Here is a 26,771-nt window from a genome sequence, read left to right on the forward strand (position 1 = left end):
GCACTGGATCAAAGACTGATGCCTACATCGAACACGATGCTGCGCCCCAGGTTGCCGCGCAGGAAATCCGGCGCATCCGGGTGGGCGAACAGCACCCGGGCAAAGGTCGGCCCCACCAGCGACAACGACCGCCAGCCTTGGCGCAGGTATTCGGTGGGCGGCGGGAAATGGCTGTTGAGGTCGAGCACTTCGCGCTTGAGGCTGGCGAAGGCGATGATGTCCAGCTCGCTCAGGTCCAGCCCGCGCTCACGGTAGTTGTGCGATTTCTTGCGCAGGGTGGGTGCCAAACGCGCCAGCAGCTCCTGGGCGCTGATCCGCCGGGGCCGCTGCTCGCGGCGCACCAGCTGGGCCAGGGAAAACGCACTGCGCCGCCGTTGCAGCTCCTCGCGCCACTCGTCGTTGAGCCGGCGACCCTCGTCGAGCACGAAAAACACCTCGAACGCCGCGTCGCGGAACAGCACGTCCGGCGGCTCCTGCCCGGCCGGGGTGAAGTCCTCGCTGCGGTAGGGAATGTTCAACCCTTGCAGCAGGCGCTGGCAGACCCAACGCTCACGCTCCCATTTGCGGGCATTGGACAGGAACGCATTGGCTTGCTCGGCCTGGATGGTAAGCAGGCGCAGGTAGTCTGAGTCATCCATGGGGACAAGCTTAGTCGCTAATTGATGACGGTAAGATGCTGTTTGTGCGTGGGAATCAGCCCAGCACCAGCCATTGCTGCACCACCCCCAGCAGATGCAGCAGCCCACCGCCCAGGCAAATGGCCGAACTGACTGCGATAAACCGCCGACTGCGCCCGGTGCCGGCCAGCACCAATGGCCCCAGCAGGCCCCGCGCCAGGTACACCAGGGTGATCAGGCAGATCACCGGCAACAGCAAAGGCAACGGGCGCATCAGCCCAGCCACCGACAAGGCATAGGCCGACCAAACGAGCAGTACCGCCGCGATCGCCGCGGTAACCAGGGCCGGGTAGGCGCGCCCTTGCTCTGCCGCCCTGGCCATGCGCTCGCCGGCGCCGAACAAGCGGTACCAGCGCGGGCCAACAGCGATCACCGCCAAATGCAGCACGCCGGCGATGGCGCTGAACGCCGCGCCGAGCAGCAGTGGCAGGTTAAGTCCTTCAGGCATGGCGGACGCGTCCTGCATCGAAAGGAGGCACCAGCCTATAGCAACCGGTGGCAAGGGAGAATGGGTGTAGACTCAGGCTTGTCCACATGGCCGACAGGGATATTGCTCAGGTGATCAGCGCACAGGTCTTGTCCAGCACCAGCCTTACCCTTGGCTGGATAGGTTACGTGCCCCTGCTGATCTGGGCCGCCAGCCGTACCCGCTGGGTGGAGCTGTTCACCGATACTCGCCGCCAGCACCTGCTGTTTGGCACGGTGTTCTGCCTGTTCGTGTTGTGGCTGGTGCGGCGCGATTTCGATACTGGGGTGTCGTACCACTTCATCGGCATGACCGCCGTGACCTTGCTGCTGGACTGGCCGCTGGCAGTCCTCGGCGGCTTTCTCGCCCAGCTCGGCCTGTTGCTGCTGGGCCGCCAGGACCTCGCCGCGATCGGCGTCAACGGCCTGCTGATCGTCGGCTTGCCGGTGCTGGTCACCGAGGTGTGCGCGATCCTGGTCGAGCGTGCCCAGCCGCGTAATCTGTTCGTGTACATCTTCTGTTGCGGGTTCTTCCCCGCCGCGCTGACCGTGCTGGTATGCCTGGCGGCCGGGTTGGGGTTGTTGTGGATGGACGAGCGGTTTGCCATGCCGGAGTGGCTCAGCGACTTTGTCGGCTACGTGTGGCTGATGATGTTTCCCGAGGCGTTCATCAATGGCACGGTGATCAGTGCCCTGGTGGTGTTCTGCCCGGAGTGGCTGGAGACCTTCAACCGCAGCCGCTATCTGCAGGCGCCGTGGAAGGATGAAGAGAAATGATGTGAATGGCACCGGCTTCGCCGGTGATCGCGGGGCAAGCCCGCTCCCACGCTGTTTCCTTCACGATAACCTTCACCTACGCTCGTATCGATATCGATGGATGACGCGTGGGCGAGGGTTGGCGTGGGAGCGGGCTTACCCCGCGATTGAGTGGTCTGGGCCTGTCGTTTCTCAATCAGCATCATCACGAAAATAGCGTGAGCGTTTGAACAGCAGGCGCTGGCCAACAAGCATGAACAACATCCCCCACAGTCCGCCATCGAGCTGCAGCACTTGCTGTTCGCCCAGTTGGGAGCAAGTGGTGATGCCGACCACCATGAATATGATGTACACAGCCCTTCGCAAAACTTTAGGGCGGCACAGCCAGTCGAGCAGTACGCCTGCTGCCAATCCGTAAGCGATGAAATACAGTTCTGGCATGTTGGCGTCCTGCTCGGAGAACCAGCAGCAAGGAGGATGGCTGGTGCATCGAACGATGCCAATGGACAGGGCGAGCGCCTATTCCGCGCGGTCTGATTAACAGGTAAGAAATGTCTGAGGCTTGAACGCCGGCCTTCCAGCTAAAGGACGACCGGCGTGGGAGCAGGCTTGCCCCGCGATTGCGGTGCTACTCACACCACCAAGCCCAGCTTAGTGCCGCGGCTCCAGATCCCCCGAATACAGCTCATCCTCGGACTCTTCCGCCCCTGCGATCTTGTGCTCCTCGGCCGCCCAGGCCCCAAGGTCGATCAACTTGCAGCGGTCCGAGCAGAACGGCCGGAACGGGCTCTTGTCCCCCCATTCCACAGGCGCGCCACAGGTCGGGCAATCAACGGTCATCGGCTGGCTCATGGCTGGCCTCCTCGCAAAGTCAGGTAAAAGTGGTGCAGGCGGTCGATCTCGTCGTGCAGCGATTGCAGGTCACGGTCGTTGACCACCACGTCATCGGCATGGCGCAGGCGCTCTTCCCGGGCCAGCTGGGCCTTGAGAATCGCCTGCACCTGTTCCGGGCTGGTGTTGTCGCGCGCCAGGGTGCGTTGCACCTGCAGCTCGGCAGGGGCATCGATCACCAGGATGCGATGGGTCTTCTGGTACTGCCCCGACTCGATCAGCAGCGGCGAGACATACACCGCGTAGGGCGTCTCGGCCTTGGCCAGGTAGCTGAAGATCTCCTGGCCGATCAGTGGGTGCAGCAGCTGCTCCAGCCATTGGCGGTGCGCAGGGTCGGCGAAGATCAGCTGGCGCAGGGCGCCACGGTCGAGTTGGCCGTCGTCGAGCAATACGCCCGGGCCAAAGCGCTCGACGATGCTGGCCAGGGCAGGGCGGCCCGGCTCGACGACCCAGCGTGCAGCCTGGTCGGCATCGACCAGATGCACGCCCAGCTCGACGAAGCGCTCGGCGGCGGCGCTCTTGCCGCTGCCGATGCCGCCGGTCAGGCCAAGAATCCAGGGAGTGAAGGGCGCTGTGCTCATCAGGTTCCAAGCAGTTGCAGGTAAGAGGCGACTATTTCATCACCCCAGAGCACGGCGATCCACCCCGCAATGGCCAGATAAGGCCCGAAAGGCAGCGCAGCGCCCATTTGCGTGCGCTTAAGCCGCACCAGCGTCAGCCCGATCAACGCCCCAACCAGAGAGGCCAGCATCAAGGTCAGCGGCAAGACCTGCCAACCGCCCCAGGCACCCAGCATGGCCAGCAGCTTGAAGTCGCCAAAGCCCATGCCCTCCTTGCCGGTCGCCAGCTTGAACAGCCAGTACACCGTCCACAGGCTCAGGTAACCCGCCACCGCGCCCCATACCGCATCGGCCAGCGGCACCAGCAGCCCGAAGGAATTGACAACCAGCCCCAGCCACAACAGCGGCAGCACCAGCACATCCGGCAGCAACTGGTGCTCGGCATCGATCAGGCTCAAGCCGATCAGCCCCCAGGTCAGCAGCAGCACCGCCAGCGCTTCCACGCCCGGCCCGAAATGCCAGGCCACCAACAGCGACAGCAGGGCAGTGGCCAGCTCCACCAGTGGATAACGCACACTGATCCGCGCCTTGCACCCCGCGCAACGTCCGCGCAAGGCCAGGTAACTCAACAGCGGAATGTTTTCCCACGCCCGGATCGGGCGCTGGCAATGCGGGCAGCGCGACGCCGGCAAACACAGGTCGAAACGCTCGTGCTCGGCCTGCGCCAGCCCCAGCACCTCCTGCGCCTCCCGCTGCCACTGGCGCTCGAGCATCACCGGCAGTCGGTACGCCAGCACATTGAGAAAACTGCCCACCAGCAACCCCAGCACCGCGGCCAGGGCATAAAAGAACAGCGGATGATCGACGATTACGGCCCAGGCATTCATGTTCAGATCAGGCTACCCAACTGGAAGATCGGCAAGTACATCGCCACGACAAGGCCCCCCACCAGCAGCCCGAGGATCAGCACGATGGCCGGCTCCAGCAGCGTGGTCAACTGCTCCAGCGCCTGGCTCACCTGTTCTTCGTAATGTAGCGCGGCCTTGTCCAGCATGGTGTCGAGGGTACCGCTGGCCTCGCCGACCGCCACCAGCTGGCGCAGCAGCGGCGGGAACAGCCCGTCCGCCTCCATCGCCTGTTGCAGGCTTGCCCCATTGGCCACGCCCTGGCGCAACGCCAGGATCGCCCGCTCATGCAGGCAGTTGCCACTGACCGGCGCCACCGTTGCCAGCGCATCCAGCAACGCCACGCCCGCCTTATAGGAAGTCGCCAGGCTGCGCGCAAACCGCGCCAACGCCGCCTGCCCGAGCAAGGTGCCGACCACCGGCACCCGCAGCCCCCAGCGCACTATCCACAGGCACGCCGGCAGATGCCGCCGATAAACCTCCCGCCCGCCAACCCCCAACACAGTTATCAACAGCACCAGCCACCCCACGTGATTGCCCAGCCCTGTGGATAAATCGATCACCCACTGCGTAAACGCCGGCAACGCCTTGTCGAAACTGGCAAACAGCCCCTGAAACCGCGGCACCACCTCCAGCAGCAATAACGCCGCCACCCCGAGCCCGGTCAGCAGCAACAGCGCCGGATACAGCATCGCCTTGCGCACCTTCTGCCGCAGTGCCTGGCGCTTCTCCAGCATCCCCGCCATCTGCTCCAGCTGCCGGTCCAGCGTGCCCGACTGCTCGCCTACCCGCACCAGGTTGCAGTACAGCGCATCGAACCAGGCCGGGTGGCGCTGCAACGCCTCCGCCAGCCCAAGCCCAGCCGCCACATCCTGTTTCAACCGCGCCAGCAACGCCGCCATGCCACTGTCCACCGTGCTGCGTGCCATCACCTCGAACGCCTGCAACAACGGCACCCCCGCCGTCAGCAAGGTCGCCAGTTGCCGGCTGAACCCCGGCGCATCCGCCTTGCCCGCCCGCTGCGGCCAACGCCACTGCAACCCACCCGCCAGCCGCACCCGCGTGGCCCGGATGCCCTGGCGTTGCAGCCACGCCTGCACGAACGCCGGGCTGCGCCCCGGTTGCTGGCCGTGTTGACGAGCGCCGGAGGCATCGATGCCCTCCCAGGCGTAGAGGCGGGTAGACGGTGGCATGCGAAGGTCCTTTGCAGTGCGGCGACAAGCCCCGTAACAGCTTGCCGGGCCCGAGGCCGGGCGCGTTTCCATGACGCTCACTAGAGTAGTTCAGCGAAGATGACGCCCTGCGGTGCAGGGGTGACAAAAGGTGTCGGTTCAGGCCTACTGCGCGCCTGCCGGCCGGGGCGCAACCCAAGATGCAATGCGCCGACCGCGCCTCCATGTATTACGAAGGAAGACCGTTCATGAAAGGGCAACGAGGTATCACCCTGATCGAACTGATGATCGTCGTCGCGATCATCGGCATCCTGGCGACCATCGCCATCCCCATGTACACCAACCACCAGGCCCGGGCCAAAGCCGCCGCTGCGCTGCTGGAAATCTCCGCGCTGAAAACGCCGATGGACATCCGCCTGAACGAAGGCAAGGACGTGCCCGACGTCGCCAGCCTCGGCGGCCAGCCCACCACCGCCCACTGCGCGATCACTGCCAGCGGCACGGCGGCCGACGGCACCGCCAGCATCGCCTGCACCCTGGCCGATGCACCGGCCAATGTGCTGGGCAAGACCGTGACCCTGGCCCGCACCCAAGCCGGGTGGACGTGCGTGACCACGGTGGAGGAAGACCTCGCGCCGAATGGCTGCAAGGCGCCGTGAAAGTGAGGTGAAACAGGGGTTTGCGTAACGGACACGGCAATGGTACGTTGCGCAACACGCCGGTGTAGCTCAGTCGGTAGAGCAGCGCACTCGTAACGCGAAGGTCGCAGGTTCGATTCCTGTCTCCGGCACCAGAAATGTCGATAGTGTTCAGTTAACCTATCGGGCAGATGAACCGCCTTCGGGCGGTTTTTTGCTTTTTAGGTCGGGCAAGGCGTTTTGCCTGCGAGTGGCTGGTCGCTACGCTTGGGGAGGGGGTATCCATGAATCCGTTCAAGTCGTGTTCTGAGAAGGGCAAAAGTCCCTTCGCTGAGTTCATTCGCAATGCGAAAGCTGGCGAGAAGAAGCGCGTTTACACAGCCGTACTGGTTGAAGCCACTAAGCGACAGAACGAAATCATGGGAGCAGCCCAAGAAAAGAGCGTGTGATCAAAAATGCGTTACACGAAGCCAGGCTAAAAGGCGGGCTTTTCTTTGGAAAGGAGCCAAGGGTAGTCCATGTGGTGGCTGTGGTGCTGATTGCACAATGGAGTTATGGCTGAAACCATTCAGTCATATGCTTCTACCCCTGCCCCGTCAGAAAATAAATCTGTCAACCTTTCCACTAGTCAAAACCGTGTTCATGTATGGCCCGCCCCGGTTGAAGATTGATCATTTTCGTTGGCTGGTCGCGGGCCAATTAATGCACTTTTTAGACTCTGACCTATGCGGTAGGACAACGCCCAAAAAATGAGCCATCACTCGAATAATTCCGACTCCTCATGCACCACAATCACGCCTTCTTTTGGAATGTATGTAAGGTAGGTACGAAGGTCTATTTGTGAGCCAGTGTCGCCTCGCTGGTCAATAAAACCGCGATTTGCGAATCGCCTATACAGCAGACTCCTTCCTGTTTCTTCCAGAAAACAATCCAGTGCCGATTTGCGTATAAACAATGCGTTGTTACGATAGGGACCTGATGTGAAGGCGACGAGACTACCTGCCTCATCCAGCCACCCGCGTTGCTGGTCCCATATGAGACCCAATGCCTTAACAAGATCTTGGCAGGGCACATCTAGGCTTGGCTGATCAGTCTCAGATGTAAATTCATACTCCCATTCGCCGCCCCGACTCAATGTCACCATTGTGCGTGTCAGCCCGTCACATTGGATGTCTGTCGAACCTTCTTCTACAAGCTGACTAAAAGCAGATCCATCCGGGTACTCCCCTAGAAAGCTCCTGTAGCAGCTCGTATTATCAGAGAAAGCACGGTCGATGCGATCGTAAGATTTCGTACCGAAAATCTCTTCATCCGCTAATACTGACGTGTAGAAAACATCAAATGAAAGATACGGAGTTGTCCACGAATCATTCTCACCCAAATCGTTGGCTGCTTCATTACGCTGAAGAGCAATCCACACTACACCATTGGCATCTGTGCAAAATAAGCTGGTCTCGTGCGTCACGAAATCATCGGTCTTAACCCATTTTTTGACATCGCTTTCATGAGAAGGGAAAACGTACTCGCGCCGGCGCAGGATACTGTCGGGATAGGTTCTCTCAGAGACCACATCTCTCATGTCGGTTAAATCACGCTTTCGCACATCCACTGACCAGTAATGATCTGGTCCAGGCACAGTGCCCTGATATGACGCACACGGCGGAATGTGATCTGAAAGGATCCCGAGCAGTCGATTGAGTGAGATCCAATAGTATTTTTTGCCCAGCCGTTCGGCATAGCCCGCTCGAGCACGGCCGGAGCCGAACTCACTATTCAAAGCCCGATCATAATTCAGTGCCCCTCCCTTGTAGCCAGGAAACCCGAGCTTCAAGGCCTCGACCATAATCCAGCAGGCAATGTTTTCCTTCGATACCGAAGCAGCCTTCAGATCAAACCCTGAGACCTTTCCCTCCACCTGATACCGCCAAAAATCAGGCCCAATATTTGAGCCCCAAAGTTTCATATCTGAGGGAAGATGCTGCAGGTCGAGAAGTGGTTTGGCATCCACTAGCGTCGGCCATGCTTTTATGACTGGACTTTTACTTGGGAAGTACCTCAACCGCTCTCTTAGCGGCTCATCAATACCGTGATCTTTGAGTAACTCCGCAAACATCCGAATCGAATCCCGAATGATCACATTGGCTCGGTCGTATCCGTGAGAGACCACTACCCTGAGGGCTGGAATGAATGAGGGACGCTGCTCGCGTGCGATCAAGCATGCGCTGTATATTGCCTCAGTCACACTCTCAAGAATGTAATCATCATCGGAATCCAGAAAATTTCCAGCTAATCCGGCTGAGAGCGCAGGATCCGCCACTATCAAGCGCACCAGTCCTTTCGCTGCTTGATCACGAACGCGACGGTCCGCGCAAGACGTCAGCCACCCAAGAACAATGGTAGCTAATCGTCGGCTTTCACTGGGCCATCGCATAATGTCAGCGGTCAGAGAGGCATTGAGCAGGGACTTGACCGCACCATTATTGTCGTATGACTTGAATGCTGCGCGTGATAAGTAGACATCCCTATTTACCAAGGGCTGGCGAATTAAAAACTTGTCCAACCATAGCTCTGCGTTCAAGCGGTGATTAGGCACCAAGCTGACTTTCACAAAGACTTCGTAAATATCCTCCCAAAGTCCTGGGACCTTCAGTGCTGCAAAGATTTCATCTTTCAGAGAGTTTTTTTCAAAACTTTTGCTGGAGCGCCACGCTAACCCGTGAACGAACAATCGGTTGGCAAGTTCCGCCTCCAATCCTATATCAGGATTGACAATTTCAATTCCCGTTCTCTCGGGAAGTACCGCCGCGAGTACTTCCAACAAGCCTCTGTCCTCAGGCGGCAGCGAGACCAAGCTGATACCTAATCTTTTCACATCGAGTTCACCAGACTCATGTGTGTGACCATCTACCAGTGCAATGGCGCGAAGGACGTCGCCATATCGCTCGTATCCAAGCCTGACCGTCCAATTGTCATCGCTTCCTTCAGTGAGTATGACCAGGCCTTCACGCTGAAGCTCTCGAATAAATACTTCGGGCGTGAGTTCCGGCCCTACTACGTCACGAAGGCCGGCAGCGCAGGACTCCCAAAGCCGATCGCTTGCTGATGCACTCGTAAGCCTTTGCGCCAGAATCAGCATCGATTGGCGAATCAAATTTTTTGGACTTGAATAGCCAAGGCGTTCCTTGACCGCGGCGTTGCTATGTTTGAGGTGCCGTTCGAGCAAAGCAGAAAAGCCCGGCAAGGATACATCGAGGGTCTTACTTCCTTCTTCCTGCAAGGTTTTGCATGCCAAATGGAGGAATAACGGATTGCTTAACTCCTCCGAAAAAAGAGGAGTGATTTCCGAGTCAAGTCCATAAAAATTTGCGAACGCTTGGAGAGCTTCAACTCCTTGTCCGTTAAATCCTCGATGCTCAAATGCGTAGCCTGGAAATCTGGAATCAGTTACCAAGTCTTTATAGGTATCACGGGCAGATACGCAGATTTTTACTCCAATGTATGGCTTGCATTGCTGAATCAGTTCGGGAAGTTTTGCTTTCCAACGGGCAGCAGCCCGACTTTCGTTCAGTGCATCAATGTAAATCACAAACGGTAAGTCTGCGTGCTCGGCGGACGCGCTCAAACATTGGAACAAATCATTACGCCCAATTTGGGCACCAAAGCCGAGCTTGCTTCGAATGGTTTCCCACGGCTCGCCACCGTCGAAATCGTCGCCAAACACCACAAGAGACATACCACCTTCGGCGAAACGCCGATACGCCGCGCTGACTATTGCGTGGGTTTTTCCGACACCTGCCGGTCCAACGAGAAGCAACGAATTACCCTCTGTGACGCTCATTTGGGGGCAGGTCAGAATCTTTTCCACAGATTGGTTAAGCAGGAAAAGCTCTCTTGCAGAGTCCATAGCCCCGGCGGGAAAAGCGCACATGTACTCAGCATTGAACTGCCGAAAACTTGGGGTATCACTCTCGACTCCATGTTGCTGAGCAAACGCCGCCTCTTGACGCTCCTTTGCTGTGAGCAAAATGGGTTGTAGCTGAATAACCGTTTTCAACGCCTGGGTGACTGCCTGCTCTGGCTTCTCGGACTCCCGAGCCTCAGTTAACTGCGACGACAATTGTGCAAGCAAGCGTACGGCTTCTGCTTTTTTGTCGTCGTCGAACAGATCGAAAACGTCCTCCGTGCGTCCGCGCAGTGATGTTAACTCACGAATGACCGGGGAAAATGTCTGGCGTCGCCAGTTTGAAAAATCAGCAGTACCACCGAAGAAATCTAAGATGTCATGGGCATCGGTTACAACGTCTAATTGACCCATATATCGGGGGCCAGCAAACTCACGAGCTTGGTCAAGGCATTGCTGAACCTGAACTGGAGTAAGTACAGAATCATCAAACCAGTAACGACGGACTCCTCCATGTGTATCCAATCGCTGGAGCTGTTCACGCATCACTGTAGCGCTACACAAATTGATTTTGACGCGATGACCTTCAGTATCGGTTCGCTGTTCTAGCTCCTCTTTCCAACTTTCAAATCTCTCGACCTCTCCTTGCCCACGCAAGCCTCCCGCGACTTTCCCGGTAAGATCGAATGGAATGTAGATCCAGTATTCTGAAAGGGATGGATGATTCAGGCGGGCTGCTGTGACCGATTTCGTTATTTGTCCTAGCTCTTTAGGGCCAAGTTGGAAAAAGTACTTTGCCTGTACACCAAAAACGTTCCCATCTGGTGCGCGAAAATATGCCTCAACACCACCATCTCCGCCATCACCCCGGAGGCTATAGAAGCCTGAACCCTCCGGAGCCTCGCAACTGAAGCGGAAGAGCTGCACAGATAAGGCTTCAAAACTGTCATTTTTGCTTTTTGGAGCGCTGCGGATATTGGTGAAGTCGATCGTTGGCATACGTGCTGCTCCCTCTGATAGTTCCGTTCCCACAAGATATTGTACTGATATCTGAAAAATGACTTTAGGCAATTGTTGCCAGTTTTTTGACCCTTGGAGTCGATTCCTGCGCTTCTTAAAAGACCGCTTTCGCCCCAAGCGCCCCTTCGCTGAGGAGTGCTCTGGGTCGAGAGCGGCTACAGCGGAGTTTAAGGGTCAAAGGCTTAAACAGGCGATTCTGAATCTACCGTTAAGGAAAGGTCTCTCAATCAAAAAAGAGGACGGATTCATTTTTGCGGCTTCTGATGAAAATAAATCCGTCCCCCTTTTTCCTCAAGCATTCAGTAATTGGAACTAATTGAAGGGTTGTTGTATTGCAAAATACATATGGGGTGCATTCATCCCTGGATAGCATAAAACTTGCGCTACCAAACAGATCCTTTTACAAAGCTACCGAAATCTTGGACATCTTCAGAGTCAACAACATCCTCGAATGGGCCCTCATACAGCTTCAGCAATCTCGAGCGGTCATTATCATCGACAAACGCTTCAGATATAGCCTCCCGCACGTCTTTTTTGAGATTTACGAATTCATTCCATTCATCTTCAAGCCTCTCATACCCTCGAATACTGTACTGGTATTCGTAGTAGGCACGATCAACGCGCAGTAGGCATACAGCTCTACGATTCCAAAGCCCCTTACCTGCACCTACAACCTTAACATCGGTAATGCCTGCAGATTCAAGGACCTCGCTCCAAGCACGCGCCTCATTGAGAACCTTGATGTGATCTTCCATTGGCAGAGCCCAGATGAATGTCACCACATGCCGAAATTGAACCGCAGCCTTCGCAATATCACGGGTATCCGGGGTTGCAATGGAGGCTAGCACAGCGGTTTTTAAGTCCTCCAGACGCTCTGAGAAATCCTGGTATCGTTTCACTTCGTTCAAGCGCTCTTTACTTTCAAAAAGTAATCGCTGAAACAAGTGAGCCCATTGAGCAGTCAAATTGTTACGAATATCTTCTAATCTGGCAAATGGCGCAATGCTATTGTTTTGTACTCTGTGCCCTAGATAATTAATGAATTCAAAAATGTATTTTGCAGTCTCGTTTTTTTGGATTGAAGGGAACTTAATCTTATCAATAACATCCTTGTTGCTTTTGTTTTTCTCATAAACGAGATGGTCATGATATACCTTTTCATCGACGAAAGCATAAATAGGGATGCCATTCTCAATCGCCTTTAAGACCTCAAGCTGCGTGATTGAGAACTTTGATTCGCCGGGCTCAAACAAGGTTGAACTATTGCTTGTCTTTGCTAACGCATCAAAGTCAAGGCACTCAAGAGCTGCATCCACAGCAGCTCCGCCAAATCTCTGACCCAAAATCAGGACCAAAACATCACAATTTACTACCTCATTAACGCAGCTAACATGAGTATGAGAGCGCGGATCATATAATATGTCCGAATATTCACTCATTATTGGTTCGTAACCATACATCGAGATGAAAGGTCGCAGCTCCGACCTCAGCAGCCCTAAATCAAAACACGTCGATGAAATAAAAACTCGAGGTTTGGCCATCTTTTCCCTTGACACCTTTATAAAATAAACAACGTACAGAGTCTGATCTCAATTTGCCATCAAGCGACTACTAAGTCCAGATGGCTTAGGCTCTGAACGAAAAGTAAAGTCGTAGGCATCGCCGTCAGCGGACTAGCGCGGGCGATGCCACTGGCTTGCGGGGTCGTAGCGTTAGCGCGGAACCACAGCACATTGCTAGGCGCGCGGCTTCTGGCGGGTTGGCCTTACGGTGCGTAATACGGGGTAGCATTCGTAGCTGCTGCGGCGATGGCTATCCACCCTCCAAAGCTACGTCTGGACCCTCGAACTGCTCGGCGAAGCACTGGTCCAGCATGACGAAGTGCTGGAGTGCGAGCACAACCCGCAACTGAGCTTCCGCAACACAGCGGGCATCCACCAGGCGATCCGGATCATCAGCCGGTTGGCCAGTGAGCAGTTCGGCAAGCTGGAGGCGATGAAAGACGAGAGTGTTTCCGAAGACTGATGCCGCGCATCATCGTGGGCCGCTTTGCGGCCCCATTGCGTGGCGTGCCCTGATCGGCCGCCACTTGCACCGCCCGGTTTTCAACCATCGCCAGAACAATATGGCTGCTTCACCCACCCCCCTTCTCGTATCATCAGCGCCTTCGCATCCGGAACGAACTGTGTGAAATCGCCAACTGGAAAAGCGCCAACTGCCGCTGATGGGCCGAAGTGGGACGTCGCCGAGGCTGTCAATCAGCTCTCGTGGGACGACTTGCGCATCATCAAGACGCTCAGTGATTGCGGCAATCGTGCGGCTACGGCCAAGAAGCTTGGCATCAATGTCTCCACCGTTTCGCGCCGGGTTGCCCAGGTCGAGCGAACGCTCGGCATCGCGCTGTTCGACCACCGCAAGTCAGGCTATCTGCTCACCGCCGAGGGCGCGGAATTGCGCGCACTCGCCGAGCGCGTGGAGCTGGATATCGTCAGCGTCACGCGGCGTGTTTCACGTTCAGGCCAAGGCCCCCTGGGGAAACTTCGCATTACCACCAGCGACTCGCTGCTGCTGTACTTCTTCACCCCCATCATCGCGGACTTCAAGGCCCTGAACGAGGGGATCAGCATCGAGGTGCTGGTGGGCAATGAAACCCTCAGCCTCGCCCGGGACGAGTCGGATATCGCCATTCGCGCGACGAGAAAACCTGCAGAAAGCCTGGTGGGCCGTAAACTGGCGAACATTGCCTGGGCACCTTACTGCAGCGCCAAGCAGATGACTGGCGAGCCCCTGTTCGAGGAGGGGCAGGCATGGGTGTCCTACTCGGCAGCGCTCAGCGGGTTGAGGGCGACACGCTATGTCGAAAGCAGGGTAGCCGCGGAGCGCATTGCCTACCGTACCGACTCGGTTGCAGCCGCAAGTGTTGCCATCGCGGCGGGCCTGGGGTTTGGATTCCTGCCCTGCATGTTGGGTGACATCACCCCGGGGTTGGTGCGCGCAGGCCCGGTGGTGCCAGAGCTTCAGGACGAGTTGTGGCTGCTGACGCACCAGGACATTCGCAAGTCGTGGCGCGTCAAAGCATTCATGACTTTCTGCGCCGCTGCCGTGGCCAGTCAAAAGCCCTTGGTCGAGGGGCAGTCGGTACTCCTGGTCGCCTAGATGGCAACCGGGAGTGCAGCTTAGATGTCCCGTGCGCCAATCACGGCCTTGCAGGCGATCTCGATCAATTGCGGTCGCTGGGCAAGCCTCGATACCCCAATGATATTGCTCGCGCACTGCGGCCGCTCAGTGCCGTAGGCCGCCTTGCGCACTTTGCCGACCACCGCGAAGGCAGCGTCCATGTCCAGTACATAAAGCGTTTCCTCGACAACGTCTTGTAGCGTCGCGCCATACAAGGCGAGCAGCTTTGAGATGTTGTCGTAGGCGACCTGCATCTGCTCGCCCATCGACGAGAAATCACTGGGCTTGCCATCGGCGTTCAGCGGCGCCGGGGCTACCAGGTTGCCGGCCTCGTCATGGTTGAACTGGCCTGATACGTAGATCTCGTTGCCTACCCGCCGTGCCTGCGGATAGCCATACGCCTCCTCCCAGGCAACGCCCCAGTAGGCGGTCTGCTTGTTGAACGGTTGTGAAGCTGCCATTGCATTCTCCTGCACATGACGGACCGGCTTAGTCCGAATGGAACGGCGAATGCTAGCAGCGCGACCGCGTATTCAATGGCGCAAAAATAAGCCGGTAAGGGCGCAAAAGTGCGCCACCGGCAGGCGCTTTGTTTCGTTATCTTTTGCTCGTCCTCAAGCAACGACGCTGAGGCGAGCACTCGTGGCGACGGTAATGCCTGCAACGGGTGCGATCGAACTTCATCAAACTGAAAGGAAACAACAATGAGCAATCCTAAGACTGAAGTCCTGACCCCGCTCAACAGCCAACTGATCTTCATCGACCAGCAGCCGCAGATGGCCTTCGGTGTTCAGAGCATCGACCGGCAAACACTGAAGAACAACACCGTTGGCCTGGCCAAGGCCGCGAAGATTTTCAATATCCCCACCACCTTCACCACGGTCGAGACGCAAAGCTTCTCAGGCCACACCTACCCAGAGCTGCTCGCGGTGTTCCCCGACGCGCCGCTGCTGGAGCGCACCTCGATGAACTCCTGGGATGACCAGAAGGTGCGCGACGCACTCAAGCGCAATGGCCGCAACAAGATCATCGTCTCCGGCTTGTGGACCGAGGTCTGCAACGCCACCTTCGCCCTGTCGGCAATGAACGATGCCGGCTATGAAATCTACATGGTCGCCGACGCCTCCGGTGGCACCACCAAGGAAGCCCACGATTACGCCATGCAGCGCATGATCCAGGCCGGCGTGGTCCCGGTGACCTGGCAGCAGGTGTTGCTGGAATGGCAGCGGGACTGGAAGAACCGCGACACCTACGACGCCGTGATGGAGCTGGTCAAGGAACACTCCGGTGCCTATGGCATGGGCGTCGACTACGCCTACACCATGGTGCACAAGGCGCCTGAGCGCGTTCAGCATGGCCCCACCTTGGCGCCTGTCGCTGCTGTCTGAGCCATCGCCAGCCCCTGCCCTGGGGGCTGTTCACTGACGTGCGAAGGGTGCGCGGTCGGCTGATCCGAATCAACGAGCCTGGCCTGGAACCTCTGCGGTCTCCAGCGGCCAGCGCTGCTCGGGTCAGGCGCTCGCATCCTGCTACCTGGATTGATGGGTGTGTATGAACAAGGACAACTCCACCGTGCTGGCGACGCTCACCCTGGCTTCGACAGGGCAGCTCAAATCCTGGCAGTTGAGAACGGCCAAACAGCTGATGCTGGACAGGCTGGATACCTGCCTGTCAGTGACTGAAATCGCCGAGGCGTGTGCATTGTCGCGCAGTCACTTCTCACGCATGTTCAAGGAAAGTACCCGGATGTCCCCGCAACAATGGTTGCGTGAACAGCGGGTGATGAAGAGCAGGGAGCTATTGAAGACTTCCACGATGTTGCTCGCAGAGATCGCACTGGAATGCGGCTTCTGCGATCAATCTCACTTCTGCCGCACCTTCGTGAAGGCTGAAGGCATGACACCGAAGGCTTGGCAGCAACAAGCCACCGGCCCGATTCCGGTCGTTGCCTGAGGTGTAACCCTGCCGGCGAACGGCAGGCTCCATGACGATGGCTTGCCAGGCGGCCCTACCAGAACCAGCCACCCCGCGCGAGTTCCTGCTCGCAACTGCGATACTGCGCCCCGAACACCGAGGCGCGGGCCTGGACCTTCTGCGAAACGTTCTTCAGCCACGGCTTGGCGTCGTAGCTGCGGTTGCGGTAGCCGCCCCAGCCTTCGTGGTAATTCAGGTACTGGCCATAGGCGTCCCACTTGGACGTGCCATTCACCTGCTGGCTCTTCTGCATGTACCAGCCCATGAAGTCGAGGGCGTCGGCGAAGTCGTCGCGGGCGGCGCCCCAGCCGCCGGCATCGCGCTTGTAGTCGGCCCAGGTCTCGTCCTTGGCCTGGGCATAGCCGTAGGCGGTACTGACCCGGCCCCAGGGGATGAAGCCGAGGAAGTAATAGCGCGGCGGCAGGGCGTCGTGCTTGAACGAGGACTCCTGGTACATCATCGCCATCGGCACCTGCACCGGCGCACCCCAGCGCGCCTGCATCTTCAACGCCGCCTCGTGCCATTTCGGCTTCTCGCGGAAGATCTCGCAGAGGTTGTCGGGGTTGGCGGGTGGCTTGGTGGCGCAGCCGGCAAGGGCCAGGAGCAGGGCTGGCATCAAGAGCCGAAGCATGACGGGGTTTCCTTTGGTAGACGTCGGGGGCGCGGGTTGCTGGCGCTTTATACATTCTTTGGTGATGCATATGAATCACACTGGCGATGCTGGGCGGGTAGATAGATACCAAATGTCAGTGCCAGGCGTTCAATGATCGATTCCCGAGAGCCCCTCACGCCCATGGCTTTCAAGTTCAGATCTTCCTCAGCCAAGCACCTCAGAAACCGGGCCATGTCGTTGGCAATCCCCGTTGGCAAACTCACCACCTCACTCGTCAATAACCCCGTCAGCATCACAATGTCATTGCGGTGCTTACGGATGTTTCGTGAGTCGACATGCTCTCCCGCAGACTTGCGCGCCGAGAGGTCCAGCCAAGCCTTGGCCTTGAAAGGAATCAGGCGGTCTCCACCGATGTACGAGAGTGTGTCGTTCTGCCGGCGACCTTCGAGCAGAAAGGCGTAATAGCCTTCATCGAGCAGGATTGCCGAGAGGCTTGAGACGGATTCGTCGGTGGGGATTGGAGTCAGTGTGGCGTGCTCGGGGTGGTCGAGCTCGTCGGGCGTTCGCGAGAACAGTTCGAGCTGCGCGGGGTAGGTTTCGTCCGTGGGGTTCTGGAATCGATAGAACACTGGGTGTGCGGAGCTGGCTTGGCGGACCTGGTAGCCACCGCTGTGGACGAATGCCCAGAACGCCGCGACGAACTGGCTGTCCAGCGCTTCGATGATCAGAACGATATCGAGGTCCTTGGTGGTCCTGAATGAGACACCGGCCTCGCCCATCACAAGTGAGGAAGCCACCCCACCAATCAGCACGTACTGATCGCAATAGTGGCTGAAGTGCTGCCCGAAAAGCGTTAGTCCCCTGACCCCAACCATTTCACCCGCTCCCTGAGTTCATCGAGCGCCATCTGGACGCGCTCATCCTGGCTATTGTCCAGGCTCAGGAGCAGGGAAGCTGCATCAGCACGGTTGCCGGATGAATCGAGGGTGTCGTAAGCCCAGATTTCCACCCACGCCCGGGTATCGTCCACCGATTGGCTGAGGCGCAGCGAGCCATCGGCAAGCAGCGCATCAAAACTCCGTTTGGTCATGCCGTAGACGGGCTGCGCGGTCGCGGCCAGGAGCGTCTGGCTGGCCAGGGCGGTTTCTCCGGCCAGGAAAGCACCCTGGCCGAGAGGTGGTTCGGCAGAAATTGCGACTTTACGTTTCACCGGGGAGCGCAGGTAAGGCCGAGCCTGTTTGAACAGCTCGGGCGCGCTGGCGCTGAAGGCATAGGCCTGCACCGCGCCTTTGGGTTGGCTGGCGATCAGCAGGCCAGTCTGAAGCAGTTGCTCCACGACCTTTGAGAGGGTCACACGGCTGTAGTTCAGGTCACCCAGGAGTGCGCTGGCCGGGAGTGGCGTGTCGTTGATCTCACCTCGATAGAGGCGGGCAAGCAACATCGCCTGGGCAGCAGGGGGCAGTGCGCTGATGGCAGCCTGCTCGCGGCGTTGGCGGACACGTTCGCGCAGGTCCATGGCCAGCTCGGGGATGAACAACTGATAGCCAGGCTGGATGAAATTGAGCTGATGGCTGATCAGGCTGCGGCGGTCGGCTGGGGACAATACCTGACAGACGTAAATGGGCGTGGCATCGGTGGCCTTGCTTATCTGCGCGGTGTGCTTGGTGAGGGTAACTGCACCTGGGTAGGTTGCAGTGGTGGGGAAGAGCAGCAACAAGGGCAGCGGCGACGGCTTGAACTCGAGGGTGAGTTCGAAGCAGGTGTAGGCGTCCAGAAGATGGTAGGGGAGCCTGGGGGATACCGGCTTCAGGTGAGTGGGTACACCGAGGACTGACTCAAGGTAGCGCCGGGTTTCCTTTTGTGGGTTGGCCATGCCGAGGGTGTACCGTGTTAAGTCATTTTTTGAACTGTAAACCTGAGTAGTTAACAAATCAAAAAAATGGTTAGCAGGTGGCGATTCGCCGAGCGGAAAGGGTGACGAACTTCTCTACCGTTTGCGAAACGTTCTTCAGCCACGGCTTGGCGTCATAGCTGCGGGTGCGCTAGCCGCGGTCCAGCGTATTCAGAACGCGGCGGTTACTTGGGCGTTTTTTCCTACGCCCACCACGCCAGCCCCACAACCGCTCAAAGCCCAAAGTTGAACGCAATGGAGATCCGCGGGCGGTTACCTTCGAAGCGCCGTACCGCATGCATCAGCCACGAGGGGAACATGATGAATGTGCCGCTGCGCGCCGCGCAGGTGCTGCTGAACCCGACCGCCAGGCAGTCTTCGACGCGCATGCGCAGCGCCGGGTTGTAGGTGGAGGCGACCATGCCGCGTGGGTCGATGAACTCGAGGTCGCCGCCAACGGCGGGGTCGTCCTCTCGGCCACCCAACTTTATGAACATTGCTAATGATTGTTAAAAAGTTTCAACGGCATCGGTGGTGCTCTCCAGGTGTGGTCAGCGGTTGGTGTTGCCGACCGGCTATCGCGGGGCAAGCCCGCGCCCACGCCAGCGCAGCCTGCAAGGCTGGGTGATCGCTTGCGACTCCTGGGGTGCTGACGAGGGGCGATAGGCTGCAAAATTCGTACTTTTGGCCACCTTATCGCGTATGGTGTCCACCAGATCACCTTTGAATCGCCGGGTGCGCCACTGACATCGAGCATGGCGCACTTGTCCTGCATGGGCCGGCCAGACCCTGCCGGCCCCAGGCCTCCGCCTTAGCTCGACTATTCTCACCAGCAGCATGGACCGCTCGGCACTGCTCAGCACAACGTCGCACGACATCGGGATAGGTATGACCCTGCAAAAGCGTAACAACGTGCATGTCGCTGGCAACGGCAGTGCCACCTTGATCTTGTCCCATGGCTTCGGTTGCGATCAGTCGATGTGGAGGTTCCTGCTGCCGCATCTCATCACGCGCTTTCGGGTGATTACCTACGATCTGGTGGGCGCCGGCCTGTCAGACCCTGCGGCCTATGAGCGCGACAAGTACGCTTCGCTCTGGGGCTATGCGTCGGATCTCAACGAGCTTGTCGATGCCTATGCCCAGGGGCCGGTGATCGTTGTGGGGCACTCGGTGAGCGCGATGATCGGCGCCCTGGCGGAGCGTCAGCGGCCAGGGCGCATCGCCGGCCTGGTGATGATTGGCGGCTCGCCGTGCTACGTCGATGCAGGGGGTTACACCGGTGGCTTTTCGCCGGATGAAATCCATGCCCTGCTCGCCACCCTGGACGACAACTACCTCGGCTGGTCCAGCACCATGGCCCCGGTGTTGATGGGCGTGCCGGGGCAGCCGGAGTTGCAGGAGGCGCTCACCAGCAGCTTCTGCCGCACCGATGCGCAGGTCGCCCGGCATTTCGCCCGGGTCATCTTCCTTTCGGACCATCGCGAGGATGTCAGCGGCCTGCAGGTGCCGACGCTGATCGTGCAATGCACGGGCGACCCGGTAGTGCCGGTTGCCGTGGGTGAGTACCTGCACAGGGTCATGCCCGCAAGCCAGCTGAGCCTGATCGACAACATGGGCCATTACCCGCAGTTGAGCGCCCCGGGCGCGTGCTCGGCGGCGCTGGATGCTTTTTTCGCTCACTATGGGTTTGGTCATGGATGACACCGCGCTGCTGTTCAGTGAGTCGTTTTTCGAGCACGCGCCCTGCGCCCTGGTGGTCATGGCCGTGGATGGCACGCTGTTGCGCTGCAACCAGACGTTCAGCAACTGGCTGGGCTATGACCGCGCGGGCTTGCACGAGCGCAGTTTCGATCAATTGCTGACGGCGGCGGGGCGGGTCTTCCAGCTCACCCACTGGGGCCCGTTGCTGAACCAGCAGGGCTCGGTGTCGGAAGTGAAGCTCGAGCTGCGCCATCGCGAGGGGCATGTGCTTTCGATGCTGCTCAACGGCGTGCGCCGGGAAACCACCGAGGGTGTGCGCTACCACCTGGCGCTGGTCGCCACCACGGCCCGTGACCGCAACGAGCGGGCGGTGTTCGAGGCCATGCAGCGTGCCGAGGAGCTGCTGGCGCAGAAGGTCCGGGCAGAGGCCGCCTTGCACCGGGCCCAGGCCGAGCTGGCCGCGGCCTACGAAAACGCCCAGCGCCGTGCGGTGCTGGCCGAGCAGATGGTCGCCATTGCCAGCCACGACCTGAAAAACCCCATGACGGCGATCAAGATGGCCACCCAGCTGCTCGCGCGCGATGCTGGCTCCGACAGGGCGCGCCGCTTGCTGGGCAGCATCGACAGTTCGGCCGACCGGGCCCAGCGCATGATCGTCGACCTGCTGGACTTCGCCTCGGTGCGCCTGGGCCAGGGCATCCGTGTCAGGCGCGAGCAGGTCGACCTGCGCCAGGTGGTGGAGCAGTGCGTGAGCGAGCTCAGGGTGGCCTTCGCCCAGGCCGGTATTCGCCATCTATCGCGAGGCCATGGCACCTTTGAGGTGGACCAGGACCGCTTGCAGCAGATGCTCGGCAACCTGGTCGCCAACAGCGTGGCCTATGGCGACCTGGGCTTGCCGATCACCGTGACCACCGACCTGGCGGATGAAGGCGCCACCTTGAGCGTTCACAATCACGGGCCGGCCATTGCCGAGACGTTGATCCCGACGCTGTTCGAGCCGATGACGCGGGGCAGCGAGCGCGAGGATCCGCTGCGTTCGGTGGGCTTGGGCTTGTTCATCGTCAAGCAGATTGCCGAGGCGCACGGTGGCAGGATTGGCGTGCGCTCGGATACGACCTATGGCACTACCTTCACCGTTTGGTTGCCGGCCAGGGGGGCCTTGCCCGGCACTGTTGCCGCCGTTGACGGGCAGGAACAGTAATCTGCCCCGTTCTTGCTGCTCTTGCAGGGCTCATATACGGCGATTGGCAGCGTCATACACCTCGTCATCGCGCCTGGCGCCAATGCAGAGCACCAGCACGACTTCGGTACCGTTGATGCGATAGACGATACGTATATCCCCGGTCCGTAGTCGTCGGCATCCTGCAAGCGTACCCCTGAGTGGTTTGCCGAGCTTGTCGGGTTCACCTTGGGCGATGCGCTCGCGTACGACTTTAAGGACCCGATGAGCTTCGGCGCGCCCAAGCTGCAGGAGATCGTCTTCTACCTCGGGATGAAACCTGACAGTCCAGACCATGTGCTTCTACCTGAAGCGAGCCTCCATGTCCTCCAGGCTCACGGTGTGTTCTTCATTGAGGCTGCGCAGGCGCTCGGTGGCGAGACGTTCGGCACGCAGGTCGGCGAGCTCGTCCAGCATGGCCTGGTAGGCTTGCACGCCCATCAGGACCGCGGCGGGTTCGTTGTCTTTGAAAATGACCAGGTGAGTGGCATCCCCGCTGGTCACTTCCTTCAAGCGTGCGCCAAACGTCCGGGCCATGGTGGTGGCGGACACTGCCTGTTCAGCTCGGGTCAGTAGGCCAGTCATTTGCAGCTCCTCGGCTTCACACACGATAAGTGAGTGAATGGTACGCTTAATTATGCGTATATCAATGCGCATATTTATACGTATGACAAACGGCTGGTGTAGGTGTTGAAGGTACGTTGTGGGCTTGCAGGCTATTGTCCGGGTTTGGGCAGTGCTTGGCCTCATCGGGACGTTTGCGGGATGTATCTTGCGCCCTTATCGCGTCCTTTAGAGCTCATCCAGCGTTACCCTGACCCTCTGCGGCGTGGCCAGGCGTTCGCGTACCGTGGCGAGCAATGCTTCGTCTTCTTCGGTCAGCAACACGGGTTTAAAAGGCAGTTGCCCGCGCTCAGCAACATATTGCAGCGCTTGGCGCATCAGCTCGGAAGGGGTTACACCCAGCTTTTCCAGCTCACGGTAGGCGCGCACCTTGAGGTCGTCGTCGATACGCACATTGATGGACGCCATGCTTGCAGTCTCTTTGTAATGACAGTTGTCTGTACGGTGAGGCAAGGCAGTCTGTTGGGCAAGCGTGGCAACGAGATTACCGACAGGCGTATTACTCGTTGAACTCCGCAGCGACGTCGGGCTGCCGGGAGGGCGATTTCGAGGGGGCCGCTTCGAACCACCCCGGCCACGAACTGCGCTGCCGGTGCTCCACCTGCACACAGGGAATCAACCGCTCACGCAATACCTCGGTCCTGCCCACGCTCACCGCCAGTCGGTACTTGGCACTGTGCACGCATTCCCGATCACCAAACTCGCAACGGTCCAGGCTGGTGCCGCCGCACGGCCCGTTTGCCAGGCCTTTGGGGCAGGTCTCGGGGCAGATGTAGAGCGTGTCTTCCAGGCGGCAACTGCCACAGGTATCGCAGCCCACCATCGGGCGTTTGATACGCCGCTCCAGCTGATGCAACCACTGCGCCGCCGTGGGGTTGGCCCACAGTGGCCGGGTCACGGCCCAGCCAAAGGCCTTGCTCAAGGCCGTGGTGCGGCTGAACAGCTGATGGTGCATCGCCGAGAGCAGGTGATAGCGGGCTTTTTCCTTGTTCGAGGCGGTGATCTGCCGTTGCCCGAGGCGCCAGGCGTGCCCCTGTGGATGGAAGGTGACCGGCGCAAGGTCCGCTTCCTGCCAGGCCGCTTCCCAGGCCGGGGCCCAGTCCTGCAGTGAGGTGAACTGCGGTTGCAGCGCACTGATGGCCTGCTCCAGCGCTTCGAACTGCGCCACTTCATGGATGCCGGACAAGTGCACGCCGGCATAGCCCATCAACTTCAGGCCGATCACCTGCAAGGCCAGGCGATGGTTGGCGCGTGCCTTGGCGTAGGCCTTGGACACCGCCGTTTCGGCGGCTAGCAGCGCCCGCATCGACGGCGTGACGGTCACCCCGGCAACGTGATCGAGCATCCCGGCGCGGCCTTCGGTCAGTGCCATGATGCAGGCCATCAGCGGCTTGGGCCGGGGTTGGCGCTGCATCCAGTCGAAGGCTTCCTGGTGTTTGTCGATATCGAAACCGAGCTGCAGGATGAACAGGTCGGCGCCGGCGGCGAGTTTCTTTTCCGCTTTGCAGTACTGTGCGCCGCCTTCGGCTTCCTGGTACTTGAACGGGTTGAGTGCGGCGGCCAGCAGCCAGTGCGGGCGGGTCTGGCGAACGATCTGCAGGGCGGCGACGGATTCCAGGTAGCGCACCGGGCGCTCGCCCGGGTTGTGGCCGGGCAGGCGGTCGCCGGTCAGCAGCAGGAGCTGGTCGAGGCCGGCGGCGTCCATGCGTTGCAATTGCGCGAGCAACTCGCGGCGTTCGCGGTCCTTGCCTGAAAAGTGCAGCAGCGCAGGCACGGGCTCGGCGAGGCTGTTGAAGGCCTCCAGCGGCGACATGTCCAGGGCGCTGCCGACGCGGTCGCCGATGGCCACGGTCAGCGGCCAGCCGCACAGCTGGGTGCGGGCCATGAGGGTGCCGAGGGTGGCGAAACGCTCCGCGCTGGGCTTGGGCACGAACTCCAGGATGCAGGCGAAGGCGTTGGCGTCCAGGGTCGTTTTCAGCAGGCTCATGGCGTGTGGGCTACCGGGTTGGGGCAGGGTGGCAGTGTGCGACAGGTGGGCGGCTTTGGCATGTCTGATTGCGCGGGGGAGTGTGTTGATTGAGACATTCAGGATGCCTGGGCCGACGTCATCGCGGGCTTGCCCCGCGATGGCGCCCGAAGGGCTCATCACAGGGATTTGCACTATGAACAAATCTTGAGTTCATCTCAAATTTAATGAGTTTGTCTCACATTAAACCGCAGCCCAGAATCTCCCTCATTCATTTAAAAAGATCGAGGGACCACGACATGGCACTGGCACACAACCTGGGTTTCCCACGCATCGGCCGCGACCGTGAGTTGAAGAAAGCCCAGGAAGCGTTCTGGAAGGGCGAGCTGAACGAAGCCGGCTTGCGTGCCGTGGGCCGTGAGTTGCGTGCCGCCCACTGGCAGGTGCAGAAGGACGCCGGCATCGACCTGCTGCCGGTTGGCGACTTCGCCTGGTACGACCAGGTGCTGACTCACTCGCTGACCTTCGGCGTGATCCCCCAGCGCTTCCGTGCCAAGGACGGTGCCAAGCCGACCTTGCAGACCCTGTTCGCCATGGCCCGAGGCGCCGTGGCGATCGACCAAGGCGACAACTGCTGCGGTGGTGCCCATGCCCAGGAGATGACCAAGTGGTTCGACACCAACTACCACTACCTGGTCCCCGAGTTCACCGCCGATCAGCAGTTCGCCCTGAGCTGGGAGCAGCTGTTCGAGGAGGTGGAGGAGGCCAAGGCCCTGGGCCACGTGGTCAAGCCGGTGCTGATCGGCCCGTTGACCTACCTGTGGCTGGGCAAGACCAAGGGCGCCGACTTCGACAAGCTGGAGCTGGTCGACCGCCTGCTGCCGCTGTATGACCAGATCTTCAACCGCCTGGCGGTGCAGGGCGTGGAGTGGGTGCAGATCGACGAGCCGATCCTCGCCCTCGACCTGCCGCAGGACTGGAAGAACGCTTACGAGCGGGTCTACAACATCCTCCAGCGCGCCCCGCTGAAAAAGCTGATCGCCACCTACTTCGGCGGCCTCGAAGACAACCTGGGCCTTGCCGCCAACCTGCCGGTCGATGGCCTGCACATCGATCTGGTGCGTGCCCCGGACCAGTACCCGACCATCCTCGACCGCCTGCCGGCCTACAAGGTGCTGTCGCTGGGCGTGGTCAATGGCCGCAATGTCTGGCGCTGCGACCTGGACAAGGCGCTGGAGGTGCTGCGCCATGCCCACGAGCGCCTGGGTGATCGCCTGTGGGTGGCGCCGTCGTGCTCGCTGTTGCACAGCCCGGTGGACCTGGCCCGTGAAGACCAGCTCGATGACGAACTGAAAAGCTGGCTGGCGTTCGCCGTGCAGAAGTGCCAGGAAGTGGCGTTGCTGGCCAAGGCGCTCAACCAGCCCGAGGCCGACGAGGTGCTGGCGGCGCTGGCGCAGAGCCGCGCCGTGCAGCACGCCCGCACCACCTCGCCGCGCATTCACAAGCCGGCGGTGCAGGCCCGCGTCGCCGCGATCAAGCCCGCCGATAGCCAGCGCGCCACTGCTTTCGAGCAGCGCATCGCCAAGCAGCACGCCGGGCTGAACCTGCCGGCTTTTCCGACCACCACCATCGGTTCGTTCCCGCAGACCGCGGCCATCCGCCTGGCGCGCCAGGCGTTCAAGCAGGGCAAGCTGACCGAGGCCGACTATATCGAGGCCATGCACAGCGAGATTCGTCATGCAGTCGAGATCCAGGAAAACCTCGGCCTGGACGTGCTGGTGCATGGCGAGGCCGAGCGCAACGACATGGTCGAGTACTTCGCCGAGCAGCTGGACGGCTACGTGTTCACCCGTTTCGGCTGGGTGCAGAGCTACGGTTCGCGCTGCGTGAAACCCGCGGTGATCTTCGGCGACCTGAGCCGGCCGAAGGCGATGACTGTGGACTGGATCACCTATGCCCAGGGCCTGACCCGCAAGGTGATGAAGGGCATGCTGACGGGCCCGGTGACCATGCTGATGTGGTCGTTCCCACGCGAGGACGTGAGCCGCGAGGTGCAGGCACGCCAGCTGGCGCTGGCCATTCGTGACGAAGTGGTCGATCTGGAAGCCGCGGGCATCAAGATCGTACAGATCGACGAAGCCGCTTTCCGCGAGGGCCTGCCGCTGCGCAGCAGTGCCTGGCCGCGCTACCTGGAGTGGGCCACCGAGGCGTTTCGCCTGTGCGCCTCGGGCGTGCGGGACGAGACGCAGATCCACACCCACATGTGCTACAGCGAGTTCAACGATGTGATCGAGTCGATCGCGGCGATGGATGCCGATGTGATCACCATCGAGACCTCGCGTTCGGACATGGAACTGTTGGAGGCGTTCGAGCGTTTCGCCTACCCGAACGAGATCGGCCCGGGCGTGTACGACATCCACTCGCCGCGGGTGCCCGCCAGGGAAGAGATGGTCAAGCTACTGCGCAAGGCGGCACAGCGGATCCCGGCCGAGCGGCTGTGGGTGAACCCGGATTGCGGCTTGAAGACCCGTGGCTGGGCGGAGACCGAGGCGGCGTTGGTGAACATGGTCGCCGCTGCCCGCGAGTTGCGCGCCTCAGCCTGATGCCGTTGCGCATGTTCC

The 26,771-nt window shown here is 59.8% G+C and carries 27 protein-coding genes, 1 tRNA gene and 1 pseudogene; 11 read left to right on the forward strand and 18 right to left on the reverse strand.

Going from position 1 to position 26,771, the window contains the following annotated elements; all coding sequences use genetic code 11:
• Positions 1-8: 8 nt before the first annotated feature.
• A complete protein-coding gene (locus tag ABZO33_RS17715) occupies positions 9-638 on the reverse strand; it encodes a DUF1780 domain-containing protein (RefSeq protein ID WP_038706811.1) in 630 nt (209 codons plus the stop codon).
• Positions 639-693: 55 nt separating this feature from the next.
• Positions 694-1,125 (reverse strand): hypothetical protein, encoded by a 432-nt coding sequence (locus ABZO33_RS17720; RefSeq protein WP_414537071.1) that lies wholly within the window; start codon positions 1,123-1,125, stop codon positions 694-696.
• An 86-nt stretch (positions 1,126-1,211) separates the two neighbouring features.
• On the opposite strand from ABZO33_RS17720, the gene ABZO33_RS17725 reads away from it, so the two are divergent.
• The gene (locus tag ABZO33_RS17725) at positions 1,212-1,919 is read left to right on the forward strand and encodes an energy-coupling factor ABC transporter permease (protein ID WP_414537072.1); all 708 of its coding nucleotides are present in this window, start codon (positions 1,212-1,214) and stop codon (positions 1,917-1,919) included.
• A gap of 171 nt (positions 1,920-2,090) precedes the next feature.
• On the opposite strand, the gene ABZO33_RS17730 is transcribed toward ABZO33_RS17725, so the two are convergent.
• The 5 genes from ABZO33_RS17730 to ABZO33_RS17750 all read right to left on the reverse strand — a co-directional run bounded on the left by ABZO33_RS17730 (position 2,091) and on the right by ABZO33_RS17750 (position 5,447).
• Positions 2,091-2,339, reverse strand: a complete 249-nt coding sequence (locus tag ABZO33_RS17730) for a hypothetical protein (protein ID WP_414537073.1) — start codon at positions 2,337-2,339, stop codon at positions 2,091-2,093.
• 210 nt (positions 2,340-2,549) lie between these two features.
• Positions 2,550-2,750 carry a DNA gyrase inhibitor YacG gene (gene yacG, locus ABZO33_RS17735; RefSeq protein ID WP_217852761.1) on the reverse strand — a complete coding sequence of 67 codons (201 nt, stop codon included), beginning with the start codon at positions 2,748-2,750 and terminating at the stop codon, positions 2,550-2,552.
• Positions 2,747-3,370, reverse strand: coding sequence for a dephospho-CoA kinase (gene coaE / locus ABZO33_RS17740; protein WP_414537074.1), 624 nt, complete (start codon positions 3,368-3,370; stop codon positions 2,747-2,749). Before coaE ends, yacG begins: the two co-directional genes overlap by 4 nt.
• The gene (locus ABZO33_RS17745) at positions 3,370-4,236 is read right to left on the reverse strand and encodes a prepilin peptidase (protein WP_414537075.1); all 867 of its coding nucleotides are present in this window, start codon (positions 4,234-4,236) and stop codon (positions 3,370-3,372) included. Before ABZO33_RS17745 ends, coaE begins: the two co-directional genes overlap by 1 nt.
• Before the next feature lie 2 nt (positions 4,237-4,238).
• Positions 4,239-5,447: a type II secretion system F family protein gene (locus ABZO33_RS17750; RefSeq protein WP_414537076.1), complete on the reverse strand. Its 1,209-nt coding sequence runs from the start codon at positions 5,445-5,447 to the stop codon at positions 4,239-4,241.
• A gap of 227 nt (positions 5,448-5,674) precedes the next feature.
• Here ABZO33_RS17750 and ABZO33_RS17755 point away from each other — a divergent pair, with 227 nt between their 5' ends.
• The 3 genes from ABZO33_RS17755 to ABZO33_RS17765 all read left to right on the forward strand — a co-directional run bounded on the left by ABZO33_RS17755 (position 5,675) and on the right by ABZO33_RS17765 (position 6,513).
• Positions 5,675-6,085, forward strand: coding sequence for a pilin (locus ABZO33_RS17755; protein WP_414537077.1), 411 nt, complete (start codon positions 5,675-5,677; stop codon positions 6,083-6,085).
• 58 nt (positions 6,086-6,143) lie between these two features.
• Positions 6,144-6,219, forward strand: a tRNA-Thr gene (locus tag ABZO33_RS17760).
• Between the two features lie 129 nt (positions 6,220-6,348).
• Complete coding sequence (locus ABZO33_RS17765) at positions 6,349-6,513, forward strand: hypothetical protein (protein WP_414537078.1); 165 nt, start codon at positions 6,349-6,351, stop codon at positions 6,511-6,513.
• Between the two features lie 308 nt (positions 6,514-6,821).
• Here ABZO33_RS17765 and ABZO33_RS17770 read toward each other — a convergent pair whose 3' ends face one another.
• Positions 6,822-10,964, reverse strand: coding sequence for an ATP-binding protein (locus tag ABZO33_RS17770; RefSeq protein ID WP_414537079.1), 4,143 nt, complete (start codon positions 10,962-10,964; stop codon positions 6,822-6,824).
• 404 nt (positions 10,965-11,368) lie between these two features.
• Positions 11,369-12,526: a DUF4062 domain-containing protein gene (locus ABZO33_RS17775; protein WP_414537080.1), complete on the reverse strand. Its 1,158-nt coding sequence runs from the start codon at positions 12,524-12,526 to the stop codon at positions 11,369-11,371.
• Between the two features lie 256 nt (positions 12,527-12,782).
• Here ABZO33_RS17775 and ABZO33_RS17780 point away from each other — a divergent pair, with 256 nt between their 5' ends.
• Positions 12,783-13,010, forward strand: coding sequence for a hypothetical protein (locus ABZO33_RS17780; protein WP_414537355.1), 228 nt, complete (start codon positions 12,783-12,785; stop codon positions 13,008-13,010).
• Positions 13,011-13,172: 162 nt separating this feature from the next.
• Positions 13,173-14,141: a LysR family transcriptional regulator gene (locus tag ABZO33_RS17785; protein WP_414537081.1), complete on the forward strand. Its 969-nt coding sequence runs from the start codon at positions 13,173-13,175 to the stop codon at positions 14,139-14,141.
• A gap of 20 nt (positions 14,142-14,161) precedes the next feature.
• Here ABZO33_RS17785 and ABZO33_RS17790 read toward each other — a convergent pair whose 3' ends face one another.
• The gene (locus tag ABZO33_RS17790; protein ID WP_217852784.1) at positions 14,162-14,623 is read right to left on the reverse strand and encodes a Rid family hydrolase; all 462 of its coding nucleotides are present in this window, start codon (positions 14,621-14,623) and stop codon (positions 14,162-14,164) included.
• Between the two features lie 243 nt (positions 14,624-14,866).
• Here ABZO33_RS17790 and ABZO33_RS17795 point away from each other — a divergent pair, with 243 nt between their 5' ends.
• Positions 14,867-15,550, forward strand: a complete 684-nt coding sequence (locus ABZO33_RS17795; RefSeq protein ID WP_414537082.1) for a hydrolase — start codon at positions 14,867-14,869, stop codon at positions 15,548-15,550.
• 163 nt (positions 15,551-15,713) lie between these two features.
• Complete coding sequence (locus tag ABZO33_RS17800; RefSeq protein WP_414537083.1) at positions 15,714-16,115, forward strand: helix-turn-helix domain-containing protein; 402 nt, start codon at positions 15,714-15,716, stop codon at positions 16,113-16,115.
• Between the two features lie 55 nt (positions 16,116-16,170).
• On the opposite strand, the gene ABZO33_RS17805 is transcribed toward ABZO33_RS17800, so the two are convergent.
• The 4 genes and pseudogenes from ABZO33_RS17805 to ABZO33_RS17820 form a co-directional block, all read right to left on the reverse strand.
• Positions 16,171-16,767, reverse strand: a complete 597-nt coding sequence (locus ABZO33_RS17805) for a hypothetical protein (protein ID WP_414537084.1) — start codon at positions 16,765-16,767, stop codon at positions 16,171-16,173.
• Positions 16,768-16,814: 47 nt separating this feature from the next.
• Positions 16,815-17,624, reverse strand: a complete 810-nt coding sequence (locus tag ABZO33_RS17810) for a hypothetical protein (protein WP_414537085.1) — start codon at positions 17,622-17,624, stop codon at positions 16,815-16,817.
• Complete coding sequence (locus ABZO33_RS17815) at positions 17,603-18,622, reverse strand: hypothetical protein (RefSeq protein WP_414537086.1); 1,020 nt, start codon at positions 18,620-18,622, stop codon at positions 17,603-17,605. The genes ABZO33_RS17810 and ABZO33_RS17815 overlap by 22 nt, the downstream gene beginning before the upstream one ends.
• A gap of 251 nt (positions 18,623-18,873) precedes the next feature.
• Positions 18,874-19,134, reverse strand: a pseudogene (locus tag ABZO33_RS17820) (putative 2OG-Fe(II) oxygenase); the annotation flags it as partial.
• Between the two features lie 394 nt (positions 19,135-19,528).
• Here ABZO33_RS17820 and ABZO33_RS17825 point away from each other — a divergent pair.
• The gene (locus ABZO33_RS17825) at positions 19,529-20,341 is read left to right on the forward strand and encodes an alpha/beta fold hydrolase (RefSeq protein ID WP_414537087.1); all 813 of its coding nucleotides are present in this window, start codon (positions 19,529-19,531) and stop codon (positions 20,339-20,341) included.
• Complete coding sequence (locus ABZO33_RS17830; RefSeq protein ID WP_414537088.1) at positions 20,334-21,542, forward strand: ATP-binding protein; 1,209 nt, start codon at positions 20,334-20,336, stop codon at positions 21,540-21,542. The genes ABZO33_RS17825 and ABZO33_RS17830 overlap by 8 nt, the downstream gene beginning before the upstream one ends.
• A gap of 30 nt (positions 21,543-21,572) precedes the next feature.
• On the opposite strand, the gene ABZO33_RS17835 is transcribed toward ABZO33_RS17830, so the two are convergent.
• The 4 genes from ABZO33_RS17835 to ABZO33_RS17850 all read right to left on the reverse strand — a co-directional run bounded on the left by ABZO33_RS17835 (position 21,573) and on the right by ABZO33_RS17850 (position 24,171).
• Positions 21,573-21,857 (reverse strand): type II toxin-antitoxin system RelE family toxin, encoded by a 285-nt coding sequence (locus ABZO33_RS17835; RefSeq protein ID WP_414537089.1) that lies wholly within the window; start codon positions 21,855-21,857, stop codon positions 21,573-21,575.
• A 6-nt stretch (positions 21,858-21,863) separates the two neighbouring features.
• The gene (locus ABZO33_RS17840) at positions 21,864-22,097 is read right to left on the reverse strand and encodes a type II toxin-antitoxin system Phd/YefM family antitoxin (protein WP_414537356.1); all 234 of its coding nucleotides are present in this window, start codon (positions 22,095-22,097) and stop codon (positions 21,864-21,866) included.
• A 255-nt stretch (positions 22,098-22,352) separates the two neighbouring features.
• Positions 22,353-22,592: a type II toxin-antitoxin system RelB/DinJ family antitoxin gene (locus ABZO33_RS17845; RefSeq protein ID WP_414537090.1), complete on the reverse strand. Its 240-nt coding sequence runs from the start codon at positions 22,590-22,592 to the stop codon at positions 22,353-22,355.
• A gap of 91 nt (positions 22,593-22,683) precedes the next feature.
• Positions 22,684-24,171, reverse strand: a complete 1,488-nt coding sequence (locus ABZO33_RS17850) for a methylenetetrahydrofolate reductase C-terminal domain-containing protein (protein WP_414537091.1) — start codon at positions 24,169-24,171, stop codon at positions 22,684-22,686.
• Positions 24,172-24,449: 278 nt separating this feature from the next.
• Between ABZO33_RS17850 and metE the strand changes: the two genes are divergently transcribed.
• Positions 24,450-26,753, forward strand: coding sequence for a 5-methyltetrahydropteroyltriglutamate--homocysteine S-methyltransferase (metE, locus tag ABZO33_RS17855; RefSeq protein WP_414537092.1), 2,304 nt, complete (start codon positions 24,450-24,452; stop codon positions 26,751-26,753).
• Positions 26,754-26,771: the final 18 nt, after the last annotated feature.

It is taken from the genome of Pseudomonas sp. CAM1A (assembly GCF_047501685.1).
Lineage (GTDB): Bacteria > Pseudomonadota > Gammaproteobacteria > Pseudomonadales > Pseudomonadaceae > Aquipseudomonas.